Here is a 15,816-nt window from a genome sequence, read left to right as displayed (position 1 = left end):
CGTGTTTGGAGGGTTGTGGCTGGTTTGGCGCTCCAAACGAGGGGAAATTATCTCGCGTTTGGAGGGTTTACGGTTGTGCTGCGCTCCAAACGTGGGGAATTTGTCTCGCGTTTGGAGGGTTATTGCCTGTGCTGCGCTCCAAACGTGGGGAATTTGTCTCGCGTTTGGATGGTTGTGGCTGGTTTGGTGCTCCAAACGCGGGGAATTCATCTCGCGTTTGGAGGGTTTCTTAGCTTTTATCCACAATTGATATTTTTTCTTTTATCTCATTTTTTTGCACGTTAGTATCTTAGCTATGCCAAATTCTAACGATAAATCAGATCTTGCAAATAAAGACTTAAGTAGTAACTTAAGTACTAGCTTAAGCAGTAACTTAAGTAGCACTTTGCACAACAATCCAAGCGCTGGCTTGAGTTCGCTTGATATTGCGCTAAATGATGCCGAGCGCGAGGGTTCATGCCTAATGGCTTCGCAACTTTTGTGTCGCAATTCTATTCGCCATAATCTAAATGCTGGTGTTCTTGTTGAACCTTATTTTGGCTTGTATGCGCGCCGAGATTTTTGGCTTAATTTACCGCACAAAAAGCGCGTTACGCATATTGCTACGCGACTTGCCAAGAAGATAAAAATACGAGCGTGGAAGTTTACTGGCGAATCCGCCGCTGCTTTGTTGAATTTTGAGACGGTTGGTGTGAAAAGCCATGCTGAACCAATAAAAATATATGTTTCATGCCCGTATGCGGATAAGCATATTGCCAAGCATAATAATTACGTTCGCAGATTCTCAAAAAATCAGCTTTGCCGTGTGCATTTGCCAGATATTATTGAGGATGATTCTGGTATTTGCCTTGAGGAATATGATTACAAATGTGATGCTGTTAGTAAGAGCGCTCCTGCTGCTTCTGCTGCTGCTTCTTCTTCTGCTTCTTCTTCTGCTGCTTCTTCTTCCACAAAATCGAATAATGATCAGCTTTCAAAGATGCCTAAAACGAATTTCGGTCACATTCCAACTTTGCACGAAGAGGCTCTACAGCATGTTGCGAGCATTTATAACGTTTTGTTTGTTTGTGCTTGGAAGCTTTCTTTCCGACGCGCGTTGCCAATTTTTGATTCTGCAGCGCGGAATGGTATAGATCTTAAGAAAGTTTACCGAGTTTGTAGTGAGTTTTACGCGGATTTTCGTGAGCAGTTTGATGCAGCAGATTTTCAGGATGTTCCGTACATGAAGCAGAAAAATTCGTGTCTTAAATATGTTAATGAATGTGATGTTTTGTCTAGGCTTTGTTTGCTTTGTCAGCTTGCTGACGGTAAGAGTGAGAATGGCGGCGAGTCATTGGCGCGTGCGGCTATGATTGAGCTTGGGTTTGTGCGGCCGCAATTGCAGCGGGAGTTTCCTAATTTCAATAATTCCAAATGGCCTTATAGGGTTGATTTTGCATGGGAGACTGGCGGAAAGCTGATTGTTGCTGAATTCGATGGTGCTGATAAGTATTTGGTTAATTCTGGGCGTGGTTTGGAACATACTGCTTCAAGTCTGGGTGATTATGGTTCGTTGGGCGATGATGGCAGTGCTGATTATGATGAATCTATTTTGCTGCATTATGATAGATCATCTGTGCTTCGTGAGCGTGACAGAGAGCGTCATTTGCTAAACTGTGGAGTTGATAAAATAGTGCGTTTTGATTTTTCGCATGTAGTTGACCCACCTGCGCTTGAGAAGCGTTTGCTGGATTCTGGAGTTCCAAAGGCTTTTATTTGAGTTTCGTAAGCGAGCTTTTAAGTGCTAGCGTTTTCTCGCGTTTGGATGGTTGTGGCTGGTTTTGTGCTCCAAACGCGGGGAGTTTGTCTCGTGTTTGGAGGGTTTGGTGTGGTGTTTTGCTCCAAACGTGCGCAACTTATCTCGCGTTTGGAGGGTTATTGCCTGTGCTGCGCTCCAAATGTGCGCGACGACCTGCCGAAGCGCTTAAAGCGTAGCGCGCGAAGGCAACTCGGAGCGGAAACTCGCTTGAGTTGGAAGTCCAGTGGACTTCCAACGCGAGTTTCGTAAGCGAGCGCTTATAGCGCGAGTGTTGTCTCGTGTTTGGAGGGTTTGTGGTTGTGTGGCGCTCCAAACGCGGGGAGTTTGTCTCGCGTTTGGAGGGTTCTGTCTGGCGTTTTGCTCCAAACGCGGGGAAATTTTCCGGCGTTTGTTGTCGATTTGCTGTTGCACGCGCATATAAAACTTGGCGCATCCTCACGTTAGGCTTGAGATTATGACTGACGCTTTATTTTTGCTAGATACTGACCACGATAATGCTCCCGTGCTTGCAGACGGGATTGAGGAAGGATGGACGCTTACGCTTCCTTCCAGCGTAAAACGCCACGCAATATCCGCTATGCGATTGGCAGAAGGCGACGCTTTGCAGCTTTCTGACGGCAAAGGCTTGCGAATTCACGCAACTGTTACGGATGCGGAAAATGGTTTAGTTCGAGTTGATGCGTTCACTCGAGAAGCGCGTCGCACTACGCGTCTTGCGCTGGTGCAGGCTTTAGCAAAAACCGGTCATGATGAGCAAGCAATCGACATGGCTACGCAAATTGGCGTGGATGAAGTGATTCCTTGGTGTGCGGATCGTTCGATTGCGAAGTGGAAACCTGGCCGCACGGATAAGCGTTGGAATCAGGTGTTGCAGGCTGCTACAGAGCAGTCTCGAAGGGCGTGGATGCCTGAGCTTCAAGAATGCGTGTCCAGTAAGCAGATTGTTGCAATATGTAGGCGTGCGTGCGTTTATGGAAACCTAGTAGTGGTATTGCATCAGGATGCAACCGACTGCTGGAGCCAAATCGAGCAAGCTGTAAACACTCTTACTGAGCGCTGCTTGGATGATGGCAAGGAGCGCACTGTTTACGTGCTTGTTGGCCCAGAAGGCGGAATTAGTGACGACGAGGTTTCGATGTTTGTTGACGCTGGAGCTAAAAGCTGCGTTTTGGGTAGCAATATTTTGCGCGCATCTACCGCAGGGCCTGTGGCGCTTTCGCTTCTTTCGCGCGCTTTAGGCCGATACGAATAATCGCATAAATCGTATCTAAAAGTGCTAATAATTGTGTAAAATAGTAAGAAGCATGTCGATTGCTTTTGGCTTAAGGCATTGATTTTATTTAGTAGCAAATAGGGGAGAAACCATGAGTGATATCACTTACCATACTGATCCAGATTGCATTTTCTGCAAGATTATTGCCGGCGAAATCCCAAGCAGCAAAGTTTATGAGGATGATTCGGTAGTTGCGTTTAAGGATATTAATCCGCAAGCAAAAGTGCATGTGCTGATTGTGCCGCGAAATCACTATAAGAATGTTGCTGAGCTTGCTAGCAAATCTCCTGAAACTTTAGCTCATATTGCTGGAGTCGCGCAAAATATTGCTAACGACGCGTTTAATGGAGATTACAGGCTTGTTTTTAACACGGGTCTTGGCGCTGGTCAAACAGTATTCCATGTTCACGCGCATGTGCTTACTGGCGAAAAGCTTGTAGAAGGCAGCTTGTAAATCGTGCAAAGTTACGTGTTTTGCGCAAAATCTAAAGTAAGTGCATCGCTGCAAGAATAAAATTGCGAGAGGAATAACAAATAATCATGAGCATTGAAGTCATGAACGAAACCGTGTGGCAAATCGACGCTAAAATCTTCTCCGATCTTGGCATGTGGGTGTTGCAGCAAATGAAAGTAAGCACGCACTCCGATTTGTCAATCACTTTCGTTGACCCGGAGCCGATTGCTTGCTTGCATGAGCGTTGGATGAATTTGGAAGGCCCAACTGACGTTATGAGTTTTCCAATGGACGAGCTTACTCCTGGAAGCGATGAGAAGGTTTCCGAAGGCATGCTTGGCGACTTGGTGATTTGCCCGTGGGTTGCGCAGCAGCAGGCGCTTGCTGCAGGGCATAGCACTATGGAAGAAATGCTTCTGCTTAGTATTCACGGAATTTTGCATTTGCTTGGCTACGATCACACAACTCCGGAAGAAGAAAAGCAAATGTTTGGTTTGCAACGCCAGCTTTTGCTTACTTTCTTTGCGGCGCGTTCTGGAGAATTGTATGACGCAACTCTTCCGGAAGATGCTGTGAACGAGCTTGAAAAATACGAAGCTGAGCATGATGAAAAAAGCAAAAATAAAAAGTAAGTAGCGAAATAAAATTTAAGTAGCGAAAACAAAAGTAAGTAGCAAAAATTGCATCATCTACAAACCAACTATCAGCTAGTAAAAGTGCGCTAAGAGCATAATTATGGAATATATTAAAGAGTTCTTTACAAATATCTTTACAAATATATCAGTACCAGCATTGCCATTGCATGTGTGGCTGGGATTGTTCGCATTAATCGTGCTTGCAATACTGCTGGTGTGGTTGTCTCTTGCAATGGCTGCCGCAGAAGGCGCGGTTCCTAGAGTTACGCGCGCAAGCTTGAACAATCTTATGATTGAAGCGCAAACTCACGACGACGAAATAAGCGCAATAGTGCGTATGCGCAAAATCGCAAGAATCCACCGCGTAAAAAAGCTTATTGCCGACCGTTACGCAACTTCTGGAGCTTGTGCGTTTGTGCGAGTGCTTTGCAATGTGCTAGATGGTGTGCTTGTGGCTGCTTTGGTTGCATTTTTTGGCGCTCCTCTTTTGGTAACTCTTATTGTTGGAGTTGTGGTTTCGGTAATTGTTGCTGTTATTTCTATGCTTGTGCGTCCGCGCTCTGTGGGTGCAGCGCAGCCTGTGGCAAAGTTGATGCGACTTTCGAGAATTGTGTCGATTGTTGTTGCGATTAATCCTTTGGTGCGTTTTGCTAGCGATGCGGACGTTACTTCTAGAAAAAAGCATGTTGATCTTTCTGACGATGAGGCTTTGGAAGATATTCAGCTTGATCAAGCGAAGGCAAGTATTGATCGTCTTGTGGAAGCAAACGATTTTGATCCGGAAGTTTCGGAAATGATGCGCAATGTGCTTACGCTTTCCGACACTTTGACTCGCGAAATCATGGTTCCTAGAACCGACATGATTTGCGTAAAAAGCGACGAAACGCTGGAAAATTTCTTGAAATTATGCTCTCGTTCCGGATTTTCTCGCGTTCCGGTTATTGGCGATTCCGTTGACGATTTAGTTGGCGTTGCTTATTTAAAAGACGCAGTGCGCGCTACCGTGTTTAATCCTGCGGCTTCTTCTAGAGCTGTTGACACGATTAGCCGCGACCCTATGCTTGTACCTGAGTCGAAGCCGGTTGATGATTTGTTCCACGAAATGCAACGCATTCGCCAGCATGTTGCCGTTGTTGTTGACGAATACGGCGGTATTGCGGGCTTGGTGACGATTGAGGATGCTATTGAGCAGATTGTGGGCGAGTTGGAAGATGAGCACGATCGCACGCAGCACGCGGATCCGGAAGAAGTTAGCGAGGGCGTGTGGAAGATGCCTGCTAGAACGCCGATTGCTGATTTGGAAGATATTTTTGAAGTCCATATTGACGAAGACGATGTGGACACTGTGTTTGGCTTGCTTACGAAGCTTCTTGGTAACGTGCCGATTGTTGGCTCTAGTGCTGTTACTAGAGGCTTAAAATTAACTGCTGTGGATTCAGCCGGTAGGCGAAAGAAAGTTTCAACTATTTTGGTTGAGCGCGATGTTAAGGGTCTTGAGGAGCCTAAAGATGAGCAGGATGAAAATAGTTCTGCGCAAAAGACTTCCACGAGTAAGCAAACGAACGCGCTTATGCAAGCTAGTACTATGAAACAAACGAATTTATTGAAATAAAGAATTGGACGGTAAAAGTGAACGATATCGACGATATGAACGATATGAACGATATTGACGAAGTAAACGATATGAACGAAGTCGATATGAACGAAGAAAACGAAGTCGACAACGCAGCAGATTTCGACGACGAGATGTTTGCGAATCTCGATTCATCAACACACGCAACAATCCAAGCTCCCGATTTTCACGGCTATCGCTCCGGTTTCGTAGCAGTAGTAGGCAGGCCAAACGTTGGAAAATCAACGCTTATGAACGCTCTTATTGGCACGCAAATCGCCATAGCGTCATCTCGCCCAGAAACTACGCGCAAGGCAATTCGCGGAATTGTCACAACCGAAAATGCGCAAATGGTGCTGGTTGATACGCCTGGCATTCACCGTCCGCGAACTCTTCTTGGCCAGCGCTTGAATGACATTGTTGACGAGTCTCTTTCGGATGTTGACGCAATAGCATTTTTGCTTCCAGCAGACCAGGAGATAGGTCCTGGAGATAGGCGAATTTTAAGCCGACTTCGCTCCGATTTTGCTAAAAAGGACGCGTCTGGAAACTGGATTTGGAAAGTTCCGCTTATAGGTATTGTTACGAAAATTGACACGCTTAGCCGAGATGAGTTAGTTGCGCATTTGCTTGAAATTCAGCAATTTGCTGATTTTACGGATATTGTGCCAGTTAGTGCGTTGGAGCGCGACAATGTTGACGAGGTTAAAAAAGTTTTGATTCAAAACTTGCCGGAAGGCCCTCAAATGTATCCTGAAGATCAGCTTAGTGAGGAAAGCCCGTCAGATATGATTGCGGAGCTTATTCGCGGCGCATTTTTGGAAGAGTTGGACGATGAGCTTCCGCATTCTTTGGCAGTAGTTGTTGACGATATTTGCTACCCGAATGAAGATGAGGAAACGCAGTATGATGACAACAAAGCGCACGTGCTTGTGTCGGTTTATGTTGAGCGAGATTCTCAAAAGCCGATTATTATTGGGCATCGTGCGGAGCATTTAGTTCGCGTAAAGAAGCGTTTGCGCACTGCGGTGAATCGCATTACTGGCACAAAAGCAGTGCTTGAATTGCACGTGAAGGTTGCTAAGGGTTGGCAGAGCGATCCGAAGAAGCTTGAGCGTTTAGGATTCTAAAAAATTAGTTTTCTAAAAAATACTGTTTTAAAAATTACTGTTTTAAAAATTACTGTTCTAAAAAAATGGGCGAAATGGATATTTACCACTTCGCCCATTTTGGTATTTATTTATAATCTATTACTTATTGTCTGGCGTAACGTCGTTAAGATCGATGTCAGACAAATCGAGGCTATCCCAATCGATTCCATCTAAGTCGAAGTCGTCCAAGTTGGAGTCATCAACATTAGTTTCGGCAGCAGCTGGTGTTTGCTTCTCGCTCGTTTGATCTGATGGAGTGTTATCCGTCAAATCAAGACCGCTAAAGTCGAAGTCGTCCAAGTTGAAGTCATCAACATTAGTGTTATCGGTTGTTGCATCCGGCTTAGCTGGGGTAGTAGCGTTCGCGTCGGAGTCATTCAAGTCGATTCCACTAAAGTCGAAGTCGTCCAAGTTGAAGTCATCAACATTAGTGTTATCGGTTGTTGCATCCGGCTTAGCTGGGGTAGTAGTATCCGCGTCGGAGTCATTCAAGTCGATTCCACTAAAGTCGAAGTCGTCCAAGTTGAAGTCATCAACATTAGTGTTATCGGTTGCATCCGGCTTAGCTGGGGTAGTAGTGTCCGCGTCAAGGTCGCTCAAGTCGAAGTCGTCCAAGTTGAAGTCATCAACATTGGTGTTATCGCCAGACTCGCTTCCGCCTTCATCACCGCCAGCGCCTGCGCCACCGGATGGCACATCTTCATCTGGCACAACTGGTGCAGGTGGTACAACAGGAGGCACTACTGGTGGCACAACAGGAGGCTTTACTGTTTCTGGTGCAACTTGTGCAAGAGTATTAGAAAGATTGCTTGCAGACGTGCTAAGCTTTGAAGCGGTAGAAGCAAGAGTGCTAGACTTCGTGCCTAGTTCGCCAGCGAAAGTAGTAAGACCACTAATTGCGCCGCTAAACTTCGTAGCGTATGCATTCTTAACTGCTTCATCCGTAACTGATGCATTAAACTTAATTTGTGCATCAGTTACAGTCTTCTGAATGTTTGCAATAGTAGTCTTTGCTTTTGCTACAACTTCCTGAGCAGTCTTAACCTTAGCTTGAGCAGTTGCTACAGCAGTTTGAGCAAGCTTAATCTTCTCAACAACAGCGTCTTTCGCAGCTGTAACAGCTTTCGTTGCCTTTGTTAAGGTTTCGCCAGCAGTCGTGGCTACTCCTCGCAATCTGATAAGTTCAGTTTCTGCTGTTTGCTTAGTTGACTTGGCAGTTTCAAGCTTGCCCTTTGCATCGCTAACCTTGTTAGTAGCTTTGTTAACTTCCTCAGTTTCAGTTTGAAGCTGAGTTGTAAGCTTACCAATCTTTGTATTCAGATCACGTACCTTATCTTCAGCTGTTTGAAGGTCAGTATCAGCCTGTTTCTTTGCGGCTTCAGCACGTGCAACAGCCTTAGTTGCTTTATCAAAATTGGCTTGAGCGGTTTCAACAGCCTTAGTAAATTCGCCATCAACTTTCTTTTGCTGTTGTTCGGCAGCCTTGCGAGCTTCTTCAGCATCCTTCTTGGCTTGTGCAGCCTTTGTACTCAACTCTGTTGCGGCTGTTTGCAAGGCTTGAAGCTCGCCCTGAAGCTTACTAATCTTCTGATTGCGCTCATTTTCGCCTAGCTTGGCAGCTTGTTGAGCCGCCTGCTTAGCCGCTTCGTACGCATTCTTAGCAGCAGTCCAAGCTTTCCTCAGCTCCTCAGCCTTCTTAGCAGTATCATCCTTTGCTTTATTCGCAGCAGCAGAATCCTTCATCGCTTTCTTAAAGTTCTTCGATGCTTTGGCAATATTATTTTCCAAAGCGTCAATAGCTGCGCGTTCAGTAGAAGACATATTAGACTTTGCTTTCAAAGCATCATACTTAGCGTCGAACACTGCCATATTTGCGATGTTTGCCTCAGCGTTTAGATGATTCAGCTTATCAGCTGCGTCGCCATCTAGTGCATGAGTGGTGCTTTTAACCGTGCCGGCATATGCATTGAGGAGATTAGTGTACTCATCTATGCTAATTGAGCTTTCGCTATTCCCATGCCACACAGCAACATCCTGATAAGCGTCGTTGTCTTTCCTTTTAGCAATATCTGCTTTAGCAAAACCTGAAGCAAAGTTATCGTCTTGGGAGAAGTTAGTGTAGTGGCCAACTGCAGACCCAAACACATCTGTTACGTGTCCATCTGTGTCTCCCTCAAACAGCTTTGTGTTAGGATGATCATTAAAATACTGACCAAGATCTGTGCGATGCTCTTTGAGTATTTGCAAGCCTGTAGCAGTAAGCTTGTAATCTTTATCTTGCAACTTCCACTTGCCAGCAGATATGGCGCCATCATAGATTTTCTTTTCCAGGTCATACCATCCGTCAACAGCATTGTGCAACTCGCCGCTGTCATAACTGCATGTAAGATGACCAGTATCTGTCTTGCATTTTCCAAGATCCTGCTTCTTCCTATGAGGATCATAGTTGTTATAATCTGCATCCCAAGCAAGATTTTCTGCAGAATGACGATACGGATGCGTATTCAACTCTTTCTTGCCATTAGCACCATGTTCAGCGTCGTGGTAAGCAGCATGATCCATAGTTGCTGCAGAGTAGAAGGAGTGAACGATGCTTTCCGCAATAAGAGTTAGACGCACTTTAACGGTTTTAAGGCCTTTAACGTCATTCTGACGATGATCGTCAAGAGCCTTGTAGTAGGTTGCTGCCTGCTTCATATTCTCCAAAGAGTCAGCGCTACCAACGCGACCCAAACCAGGCTTTACCAAGTCGTTATACCAAGTTGGGGCTTCATCGGTGTATGCTGGCCATTCATATCCTTCCATTCCTTGCACAGGCCTACTAGGAACGTTAACTGTTTCACCCTTCATAATCTTTTGAGCGCGCTGAGCATCCGCAATAAGATCAGCGTTCTTGTTTGCTTTCTTGCTTTCAGTATCAATCACATACTGCAAGAACTTGTAGAAGTCAGACTTCTGCTCCACTGGAGTATCATCCTTAGGAGCGTTCTTATCTGCTGCATTATAAGCTGCTGCTTTCTTAGCAGCTTCACCTTCAGCAGTATCTATAACTTTATAATGATTTGTATAATAGACAGAATTCTTATTTTGCAGCGCTTGCTCTGCATTGGTGAGTTCTTGTCCTCTAGGAGTGATTGCATCATGAGCTCTTTGAGCTTCATTAGCTTTTGCATCTGCTTCGCCTTGAGCTGTATTATAAGCCTGTTCAGCTTCATTTGCTTTCTTCTCTAGGTCTTTTACTTCGGGATTTGTTGCTCCGGAGCCAGCAGCGTTCAGATTAGCTATGTCTTTTTGAATCTTTTCCTGCTGTTGTGTATTTTCTTTTACCTTTTGATCAGCTTCTTTTTGTTTTTGCTTTTTTTGATCAGCCTCGCCAGAAAGCCTATCTGCTTCTCCCTGAGCATCCTGCTTATCTTTCTTAGCTTTTTCAAGATTGGTATTGAAGGTATCTAGCTTGCCTTGTTCGGTAGTTACATTTCCTTCAGCTTTAGTCTGTTCTGTTGTTTTAGTTTGAACGTCTTTGTTTGCAGTTCCAAGCTCGCCTTCAGCTTTGCCTTTTTCTTCTTTAGTTGCTTTCAGCTTATTTTCAGCAGTCGTCTGATTTTCTGTTTCTTGATCAAATACAGTTTGCTTAGCTTTAACATCTTTGTCAGCATTATCTACCACAGTCTGTTGATCGCTAACTTTTTTATCGGCATCTTTTTTCTGTTCTTCATCAGTTTTAGCTTCAGCCTTCTTACCCTCTAACTCACCCTGCGCAGTGGTTACAGCATTATTAGCTTTTTCAGCCTCGCCATTAGCAGTATTAGCTTCGCTTACAGCCTTATTAACTTCATTAGTAACTGTTTCTTTCTGCTCGTTAGCATCATTGATAACTTTATCAGCCTCTTTTTTGGCTTTATCTACGGTGCTTTCTCCCTGCTGCACTGCAGGAGGATTTGCGCCAGAAGCTGGCGGATTAGATGGTGGAACAGTTGCGGCGTTTGCTACATTTGCCATTCCGAAAAATGCAAGGGAGCTGGCACCTAAGGAAATTGCGACTGCAAGTTTTGCGTTCATAATTAACCCTTCTCTCGAGCTTGAGGAACTTAACTATTTTTTACGCGAACTGCAGGTCAAGCATTAATGCGAGTCTTACAATCCGCACTTAAATTACATCATACAGTATATTCTTAACTGGGGGGGGGGGTTCAAGTTTCTTAATGCGTTTTTCTTTTAATGTGGCGCGAGTTTCTTTTTATTTTTGCGCAAGTTTTGGCGACTTTTCTTTGGCGTGTCGGTGCGGTAGCAGTGTGCGGAAATAATAAAAAAGCTGTGCAAAGCAGAAACCTTGCACAGCTTAATTTTTTATTTATTAACTAAATAATTAATCAGATAATGAAAGCGTCGAGTCCATCTGCATTAGAAGTTGTTACTGCAGGTGCAGGAGAAGCAGTTGGAGCTTTTGCTGTTGCTGCTTCTGGAGCGCTCGTATCATAATCCTGCAAATCAATGCCTGAAAGGTCAATGTCATCTGCGTTGGTGTCTTTGCTGGAAGAATCAGCGCTTGTGGCATCGCCTAAAAGATCAACTTCTTTTGACTTGCTTTGAGTGTTTTCGTTTGGAACGTCTTCAAGAACTGACCAGTCGAAGTCGGAGAAGTCATATGCGTCTGGTTTTACTTCAGGTGTTACTTCTGGAGTTACTTCAGGAGTTATAGCTGGAGTCAACTCTGGAACGTCTTCAAGAGCTGACCAGTCGAAGTCGGAGAAGTCATATGCGTCTGGTTTTACTTCTGGAGTTACCTCTGGAGTTACCTCAGGAGTTACTTCTGGGGTTATAGCTGGAGTCAACTCTGGCACGTCTTCAAGAACTGACCAGTCGAAGTCGGAGAAGTCATAGTCTTCAGGAGTTACCTCTGGGGTTACATCTGGGGTTACCTCTGGTGTTACTTCAGGGGTTACTTCAGGTGTCACTTCTGGGGTTGTTCCCGGAACGTCTTCAAGAACCGACCAGTTGAAGTCGGAGAAGTCATAGTCTTCAGGGGTTACATCAGGAGTTACCTCAGGAGTTACCTCTGGAGTCACCTCAGGAGTTGCAGGCTCAGGAGTTGCAGGCTCTGGGTTTGCAGGCTCTGGGTTTGCAGGCTCTGGATTTGGAGTTACTGAACCAGCTTTGCCGCTTAAGTAGTTGTTAATAAGCTGTTCGTACTCGTCAACGGTGAAAGGAGCGTCATCCATCCTAGCATTCCATGTAGCAATGCTACGGTATGCTGTGCTAATGTTTCCGGTTGTGAAGCCCATTGACTTAAGCGAATCATCGATGAAGTTCGTATAATGTCCAACTTCTTCTGCTGGTGGCTCCTCACCTCTTGCCTTGTACTCGTCGTAAATCTTCTTTTCATTAGTAATCCACTGCTTCATTGCGCCGGTCATAGTTTCAGGAGTTGTGCCACCGTTGTATGTGCCGTCGCCGTAATCAGCCCAAGCCAAGTTTTCGAAAGACTGATAGTGCATGGCGTGAGCGCGTTGGTTTGCAGAGAAGAAGGAGTCATTAATTGACCAAGCTGTCAGCTTAAGGCTTACGCCCAGAGGATTTAATCCGCGGCTTTGGCGGTAAGTGTTAAGCGCGCGCATATACGATATAGCATTCTTTAAGCGAGTAGTGGAATCAGGGTATTCTTCGCCCTTTCCAAGCGTCACTTTTGAATCATACCAGTCTGGCTTATCCATTTTGCCGGTCAAAGTTTCGTATGCGTCACGAGCATCGTTGCGCTGTTCTTGCGTAAGAGAAGAATCGTTCATTGCGCTCTTAAAAAGCCCAGCAGCTGTTTGTTCTACGCTACTTTGTTGAGTTGTATTAGTTTTACCTGGTGTAGCTAAGCCGGTAGGATAGTCATCTCTATTGTCTGGTCCAAAATTTACGTTCTTGTTAAACCCAGTTGATGTTTTATCGTATTCACTTGCGTATGCGCTATTTGCTGCAAATCCAAACATTGAAATAGATGCGCCAGCAAGAATTGTAGCTATGCTTGCAGCAGTAAGCTTTTTGGAAAAAGCATTCATAGATTTTGTAGTTTTTTTAACCATAATTATATTCTTTCTCTTTGTAGGATTACACCCATACTCGCAATATTTTAATCAGACTATGGAACAGTGTAAACGAATTTGATTTTATAGGTTATTTTACATTTTGTTTGCTTCGTCATTCATTCATGTGGATACTCGTGTGGTAGAGATTTGAGATTTTTCGCACTGAACGAAGGCGGACGTCAGAGCCGAAGGCTGCTGACAAGCCGAGCGAAGAAGAAAAATCGAAAAATCTCTGCGATAAAACACGGTTATTAAAGATTAAACACGCAGAGTTTGGGGAATTTCTCTACGAGCAATAAAAGAGGACTGAGGAAGCAACGTTCTTTTAAGAACAAAGCAGACAGTAAACTCTTTAACAGCTAGAGCGACGAAGGACGGGAACTTGCGAGGAGAGAAATTCCCCAAAACTCGCGCCACATTAAACAAAATATAAAGCAAACTATAAAATTTACCCCGCGTTTGAAGAGCTTAAAATTTTAAAACTTTCCAAAAGCGGGGTAAAGCTTAGATTCTAATTTAATAACTATTTTTTGCGCGAAGTATACATTTGCGTATTAAGAAGCGTTGCGTAACGCTTGATAACGCGCGGTCGAATAATCTTCATAGACGCTGTCATTAAGCCATTTTCTTGAGTAAATTCTTCCGGCAAAATAATGAACTTTCGCACAGATTCAGCTCTAGACACGCCTTCATTAGCAATATCAACAAACTTTTGTACTTCGGAACGAACCACAGCGTTACGAGCGGCTTCTTCCATACTCATGTTTGCGTCTAATCCCTTTACTTTAAGCCAGTTACGCAAGGTTTCTTCGTCTAAAGCAATAAGAGCGGAAATAAACGGACGCTTATCTCCAAGCACAAGAGCTTGAGAAACTATTTCGCAACGCTTAATAATCTCTTCAATAGGGCCAGGAGCAACGTTTTTACCGCCGGCTGTAATAATCAAATCCTTCTTACGGCCGGTAATATAAAGCATGCCTTCGTCGTCAATTCGGCCTAAATCACCAGTAGCATACCATCCATCTTCTGTAAACGAAGTTTCGGTTGCTTCATCATTCTTGTGATACTTCTTGAATACGCAATTTCCTTTAATCTGCACTTCGCCGTCGGATGCAATTCGCAACGTAAAAGCTGGGAATGCAATACCAACAGAGCCTTCGCGGAAAGGAACTCCAATAGGAGTGAATGCGCATGGGGCAGTGGTTTCTGTAAGACCGTAGCCTTCGTAAACAGGAACGCCTGCGCCGCGGAAGAATGCAAGAAGTTCCGGATCAAGTGGAGCGCCTCCCGCAACAATCCAACGCGCGCGCCCGCCAAGAGCTTGGCGAAGAGGACGGTAAACAAGAGGATCGTAAGCTGTGCGACGAGCTTTTGTAAGAGCTTTTGCGTCGCCAAAATCTTGAACTTCCTTCATGTACTGCTGTGCTGTAACAACAGCGCCTTGGAATGCTAAGCCTTTAGCGCCATGTCCTGCTTTTTGCGAAGCAGCATTATAAACTTTTTCAAGCACGCGAGGGACCACAATCATAACCGTAGGTTTTGCAATTTGCAAATCGGAAATTAATGTAGAAATGCCTTGAGCAATGTAAATTCGCAAATTACTTGCAACAACAATGTAGTTGATTGCGCGAGCAAAAGAGTGCGCTTGAGGAAGGAACAAAAGCACGGAACCATCTTTTTCACTAAGCAATTCTGGCAAATAAACAGGAAGATTTAATGCCGTGGTGCAGTAGTGTTCGTGCGTCATTTCCACGCCCTTTGGTGCGGCAGTAGAGCCGGAAGTGTACACAATAGAGCACAAATCGGTTTTCTTTACGGAGTCAATTCGAGCATCCAATTCGTCGTCGCTAACTGAGTATCCGAATGCTTGAAGTTCAGCTAATCCGCCTGTTTCAATGCAAATAATTCGTTCCAAGCTTGGGCATTCTTCAATAGCGCCTTCTGCTTTATCTCGCATGTCGGTAGTGCCAACAATAAGGAATCTGGAATCGGAATTATTAACAATATTTCGAATTTGCTCTGCTGAATCAGTGTCGTAAATAGTAGCGAGCACGCCGCCGCAAGCCATAACCGCAGCATCCGCAACATCCCACTCGTAGGATGTTTTGCACATAAGTGCTATGGAATCTCCCTTATTTAAGCCGTAGTGCATTAAGCCTTTTGCGGTGTCTCGCACTTCTTTAAGGAACTGGTTTGCGGTTTTTGTGACCCACTCATTGTTTTCTTTGTAAGTGTAAAGAGGCTCGTCGCCCATTCTTGCTGCACGATCTGCATACAAGTCGTAAATGCTTGTGCCTTCGTCTAAAGGCGCGCCGCTTTCTGTTTTAGTAGTAAGTAAGCCAGTTTCCGGGTCAATAAACGTGGTTGTTGGCATTTGCGCACCCCACTCGTCTACGCGTGGAAAATGCGGCTTTTGCGAAAGTAGAGTATTCGATGCTGAATCTTGCTCTTCTTTTATAAAATCTGCTTCGCTTGTGCGGTCATCGCTGACTGGGTGTGCGAAATTACTTCCAATGCGCAATGCTTTACGAGCAAGATTAAATGCTTGCTGTTGGAGTGTGTTAAAGACAGACACATCTGCTCCTTCATCATGCCAAAATGGCTTTTTAAAACGCACGTGGTGTAGTGCGCTTAGTACTGCTATATATAATAATCGTTTGTGTGTTCAATAGACAACATTGTCGGTTTGTGTGCAATTTTATTTTTTAAGTCTCCACATGTCGTTATACTAGAAAAGTTGCTTTGGCGAGGGAATATGCTGACGGCTGTTAGCAAAGTTCCGTTATCGACTGGGCTGATGCCACCTATGGTTTTCGGCGCGT

General features: G+C 44.7%; 9 protein-coding genes. 6 read left to right on the top strand and 3 right to left on the bottom strand.

What is annotated here, in order from left to right; genetic code table 11:
* Positions 1–295 precede the first annotated feature (295 nt).
* The 6 genes from ACTJLE_RS04600 to era all read left to right on the top strand — a co-directional run bounded on the left by ACTJLE_RS04600 (position 296) and on the right by era (position 6,902).
* Entirely contained in the window at positions 296–1,759 is a 1,464-nt protein-coding gene (locus ACTJLE_RS04600; RefSeq protein ID WP_481267620.1) for a hypothetical protein, read from the top strand.
* Positions 1,760–2,252: 493 nt separating this feature from the next.
* On the top strand, positions 2,253–3,050 hold the full coding sequence (locus ACTJLE_RS04595) for a 16S rRNA (uracil(1498)-N(3))-methyltransferase (RefSeq protein ID WP_481267619.1): 798 nt from the start codon (positions 2,253–2,255) through the stop codon (positions 3,048–3,050).
* Between the two features lie 112 nt (positions 3,051–3,162).
* The gene (locus ACTJLE_RS04590; RefSeq protein ID WP_481267618.1) at positions 3,163–3,525 is read left to right on the top strand and encodes a histidine triad nucleotide-binding protein; all 363 of its coding nucleotides are present in this window, start codon (positions 3,163–3,165) and stop codon (positions 3,523–3,525) included.
* 86 nt (positions 3,526–3,611) lie between these two features.
* On the top strand, positions 3,612–4,157 hold the full coding sequence (gene ybeY, locus ACTJLE_RS04585; protein ID WP_481267617.1) for an rRNA maturation RNase YbeY: 546 nt from the start codon (positions 3,612–3,614) through the stop codon (positions 4,155–4,157).
* Positions 4,158–4,260: 103 nt separating this feature from the next.
* Entirely contained in the window at positions 4,261–5,772 is a 1,512-nt protein-coding gene (locus ACTJLE_RS04580; protein ID WP_481267616.1) for a hemolysin family protein, read from the top strand.
* Positions 5,773–5,816: 44 nt separating this feature from the next.
* On the top strand, positions 5,817–6,902 hold the full coding sequence (era, locus tag ACTJLE_RS04575; protein ID WP_481267631.1) for a GTPase Era: 1,086 nt from the start codon (positions 5,817–5,819) through the stop codon (positions 6,900–6,902).
* Between the two features lie 120 nt (positions 6,903–7,022).
* Here era and ACTJLE_RS04570 read toward each other — a convergent pair whose 3' ends face one another.
* From ACTJLE_RS04570 to ACTJLE_RS04560, 3 genes are all read right to left on the bottom strand, one after another.
* Entirely contained in the window at positions 7,023–10,982 is a 3,960-nt protein-coding gene (locus tag ACTJLE_RS04570) for a hypothetical protein (protein WP_481267615.1), read from the bottom strand.
* Between the two features lie 311 nt (positions 10,983–11,293).
* Positions 11,294–12,991: a CAP domain-containing protein gene (locus ACTJLE_RS04565; RefSeq protein ID WP_481267614.1), complete on the bottom strand. Its 1,698-nt coding sequence runs from the start codon at positions 12,989–12,991 to the stop codon at positions 11,294–11,296.
* A 526-nt stretch (positions 12,992–13,517) separates the two neighbouring features.
* A complete protein-coding gene (locus ACTJLE_RS04560; RefSeq protein ID WP_481267613.1) occupies positions 13,518–15,569 on the bottom strand; it encodes an AMP-dependent synthetase/ligase in 2,052 nt (683 codons plus the stop codon).
* Between the last annotated feature and the right edge of the window lie 247 nt (positions 15,570–15,816).

This window comes from Gardnerella sp. CCPDSM (assembly GCF_056754715.1).
Note: the sequence above shows the minus strand (reverse complement) of the source record. Positions and strands in the feature narration are given on the sequence as shown.

Bases quoted from the DNA above. Each gene is read 5' to 3' on its own strand.
- ACTJLE_RS04600 (WP_481267620.1), top strand. From the start codon at position 296: ATGCCAAATTCTAACGATAAATCAGATCTTGCAAATAAAGACTTAAGT.
- ACTJLE_RS04595 (WP_481267619.1), top strand. From the start codon at position 2,253: ATGACTGACGCTTTATTTTTGCTAGATACTGACCACGATAATGCTCCC.
- ACTJLE_RS04590 (WP_481267618.1), top strand. From the start codon at position 3,163: ATGAGTGATATCACTTACCATACTGATCCAGATTGCATTTTCTGCAAG.
- ybeY (WP_481267617.1), top strand. From the start codon at position 3,612: ATGAGCATTGAAGTCATGAACGAAACCGTGTGGCAAATCGACGCTAAA.
- ACTJLE_RS04580 (WP_481267616.1), top strand. From the start codon at position 4,261: ATGGAATATATTAAAGAGTTCTTTACAAATATCTTTACAAATATATCA.
- era (WP_481267631.1), top strand. From the start codon at position 5,817: ATGAACGATATTGACGAAGTAAACGATATGAACGAAGTCGATATGAAC.
- ACTJLE_RS04570 (WP_481267615.1), bottom strand. From the start codon at position 10,982: ATGAACGCAAAACTTGCAGTCGCAATTTCCTTAGGTGCCAGCTCCCTT.
- ACTJLE_RS04565 (WP_481267614.1), bottom strand. From the start codon at position 12,991: ATGGTTAAAAAAACTACAAAATCTATGAATGCTTTTTCCAAAAAGCTT.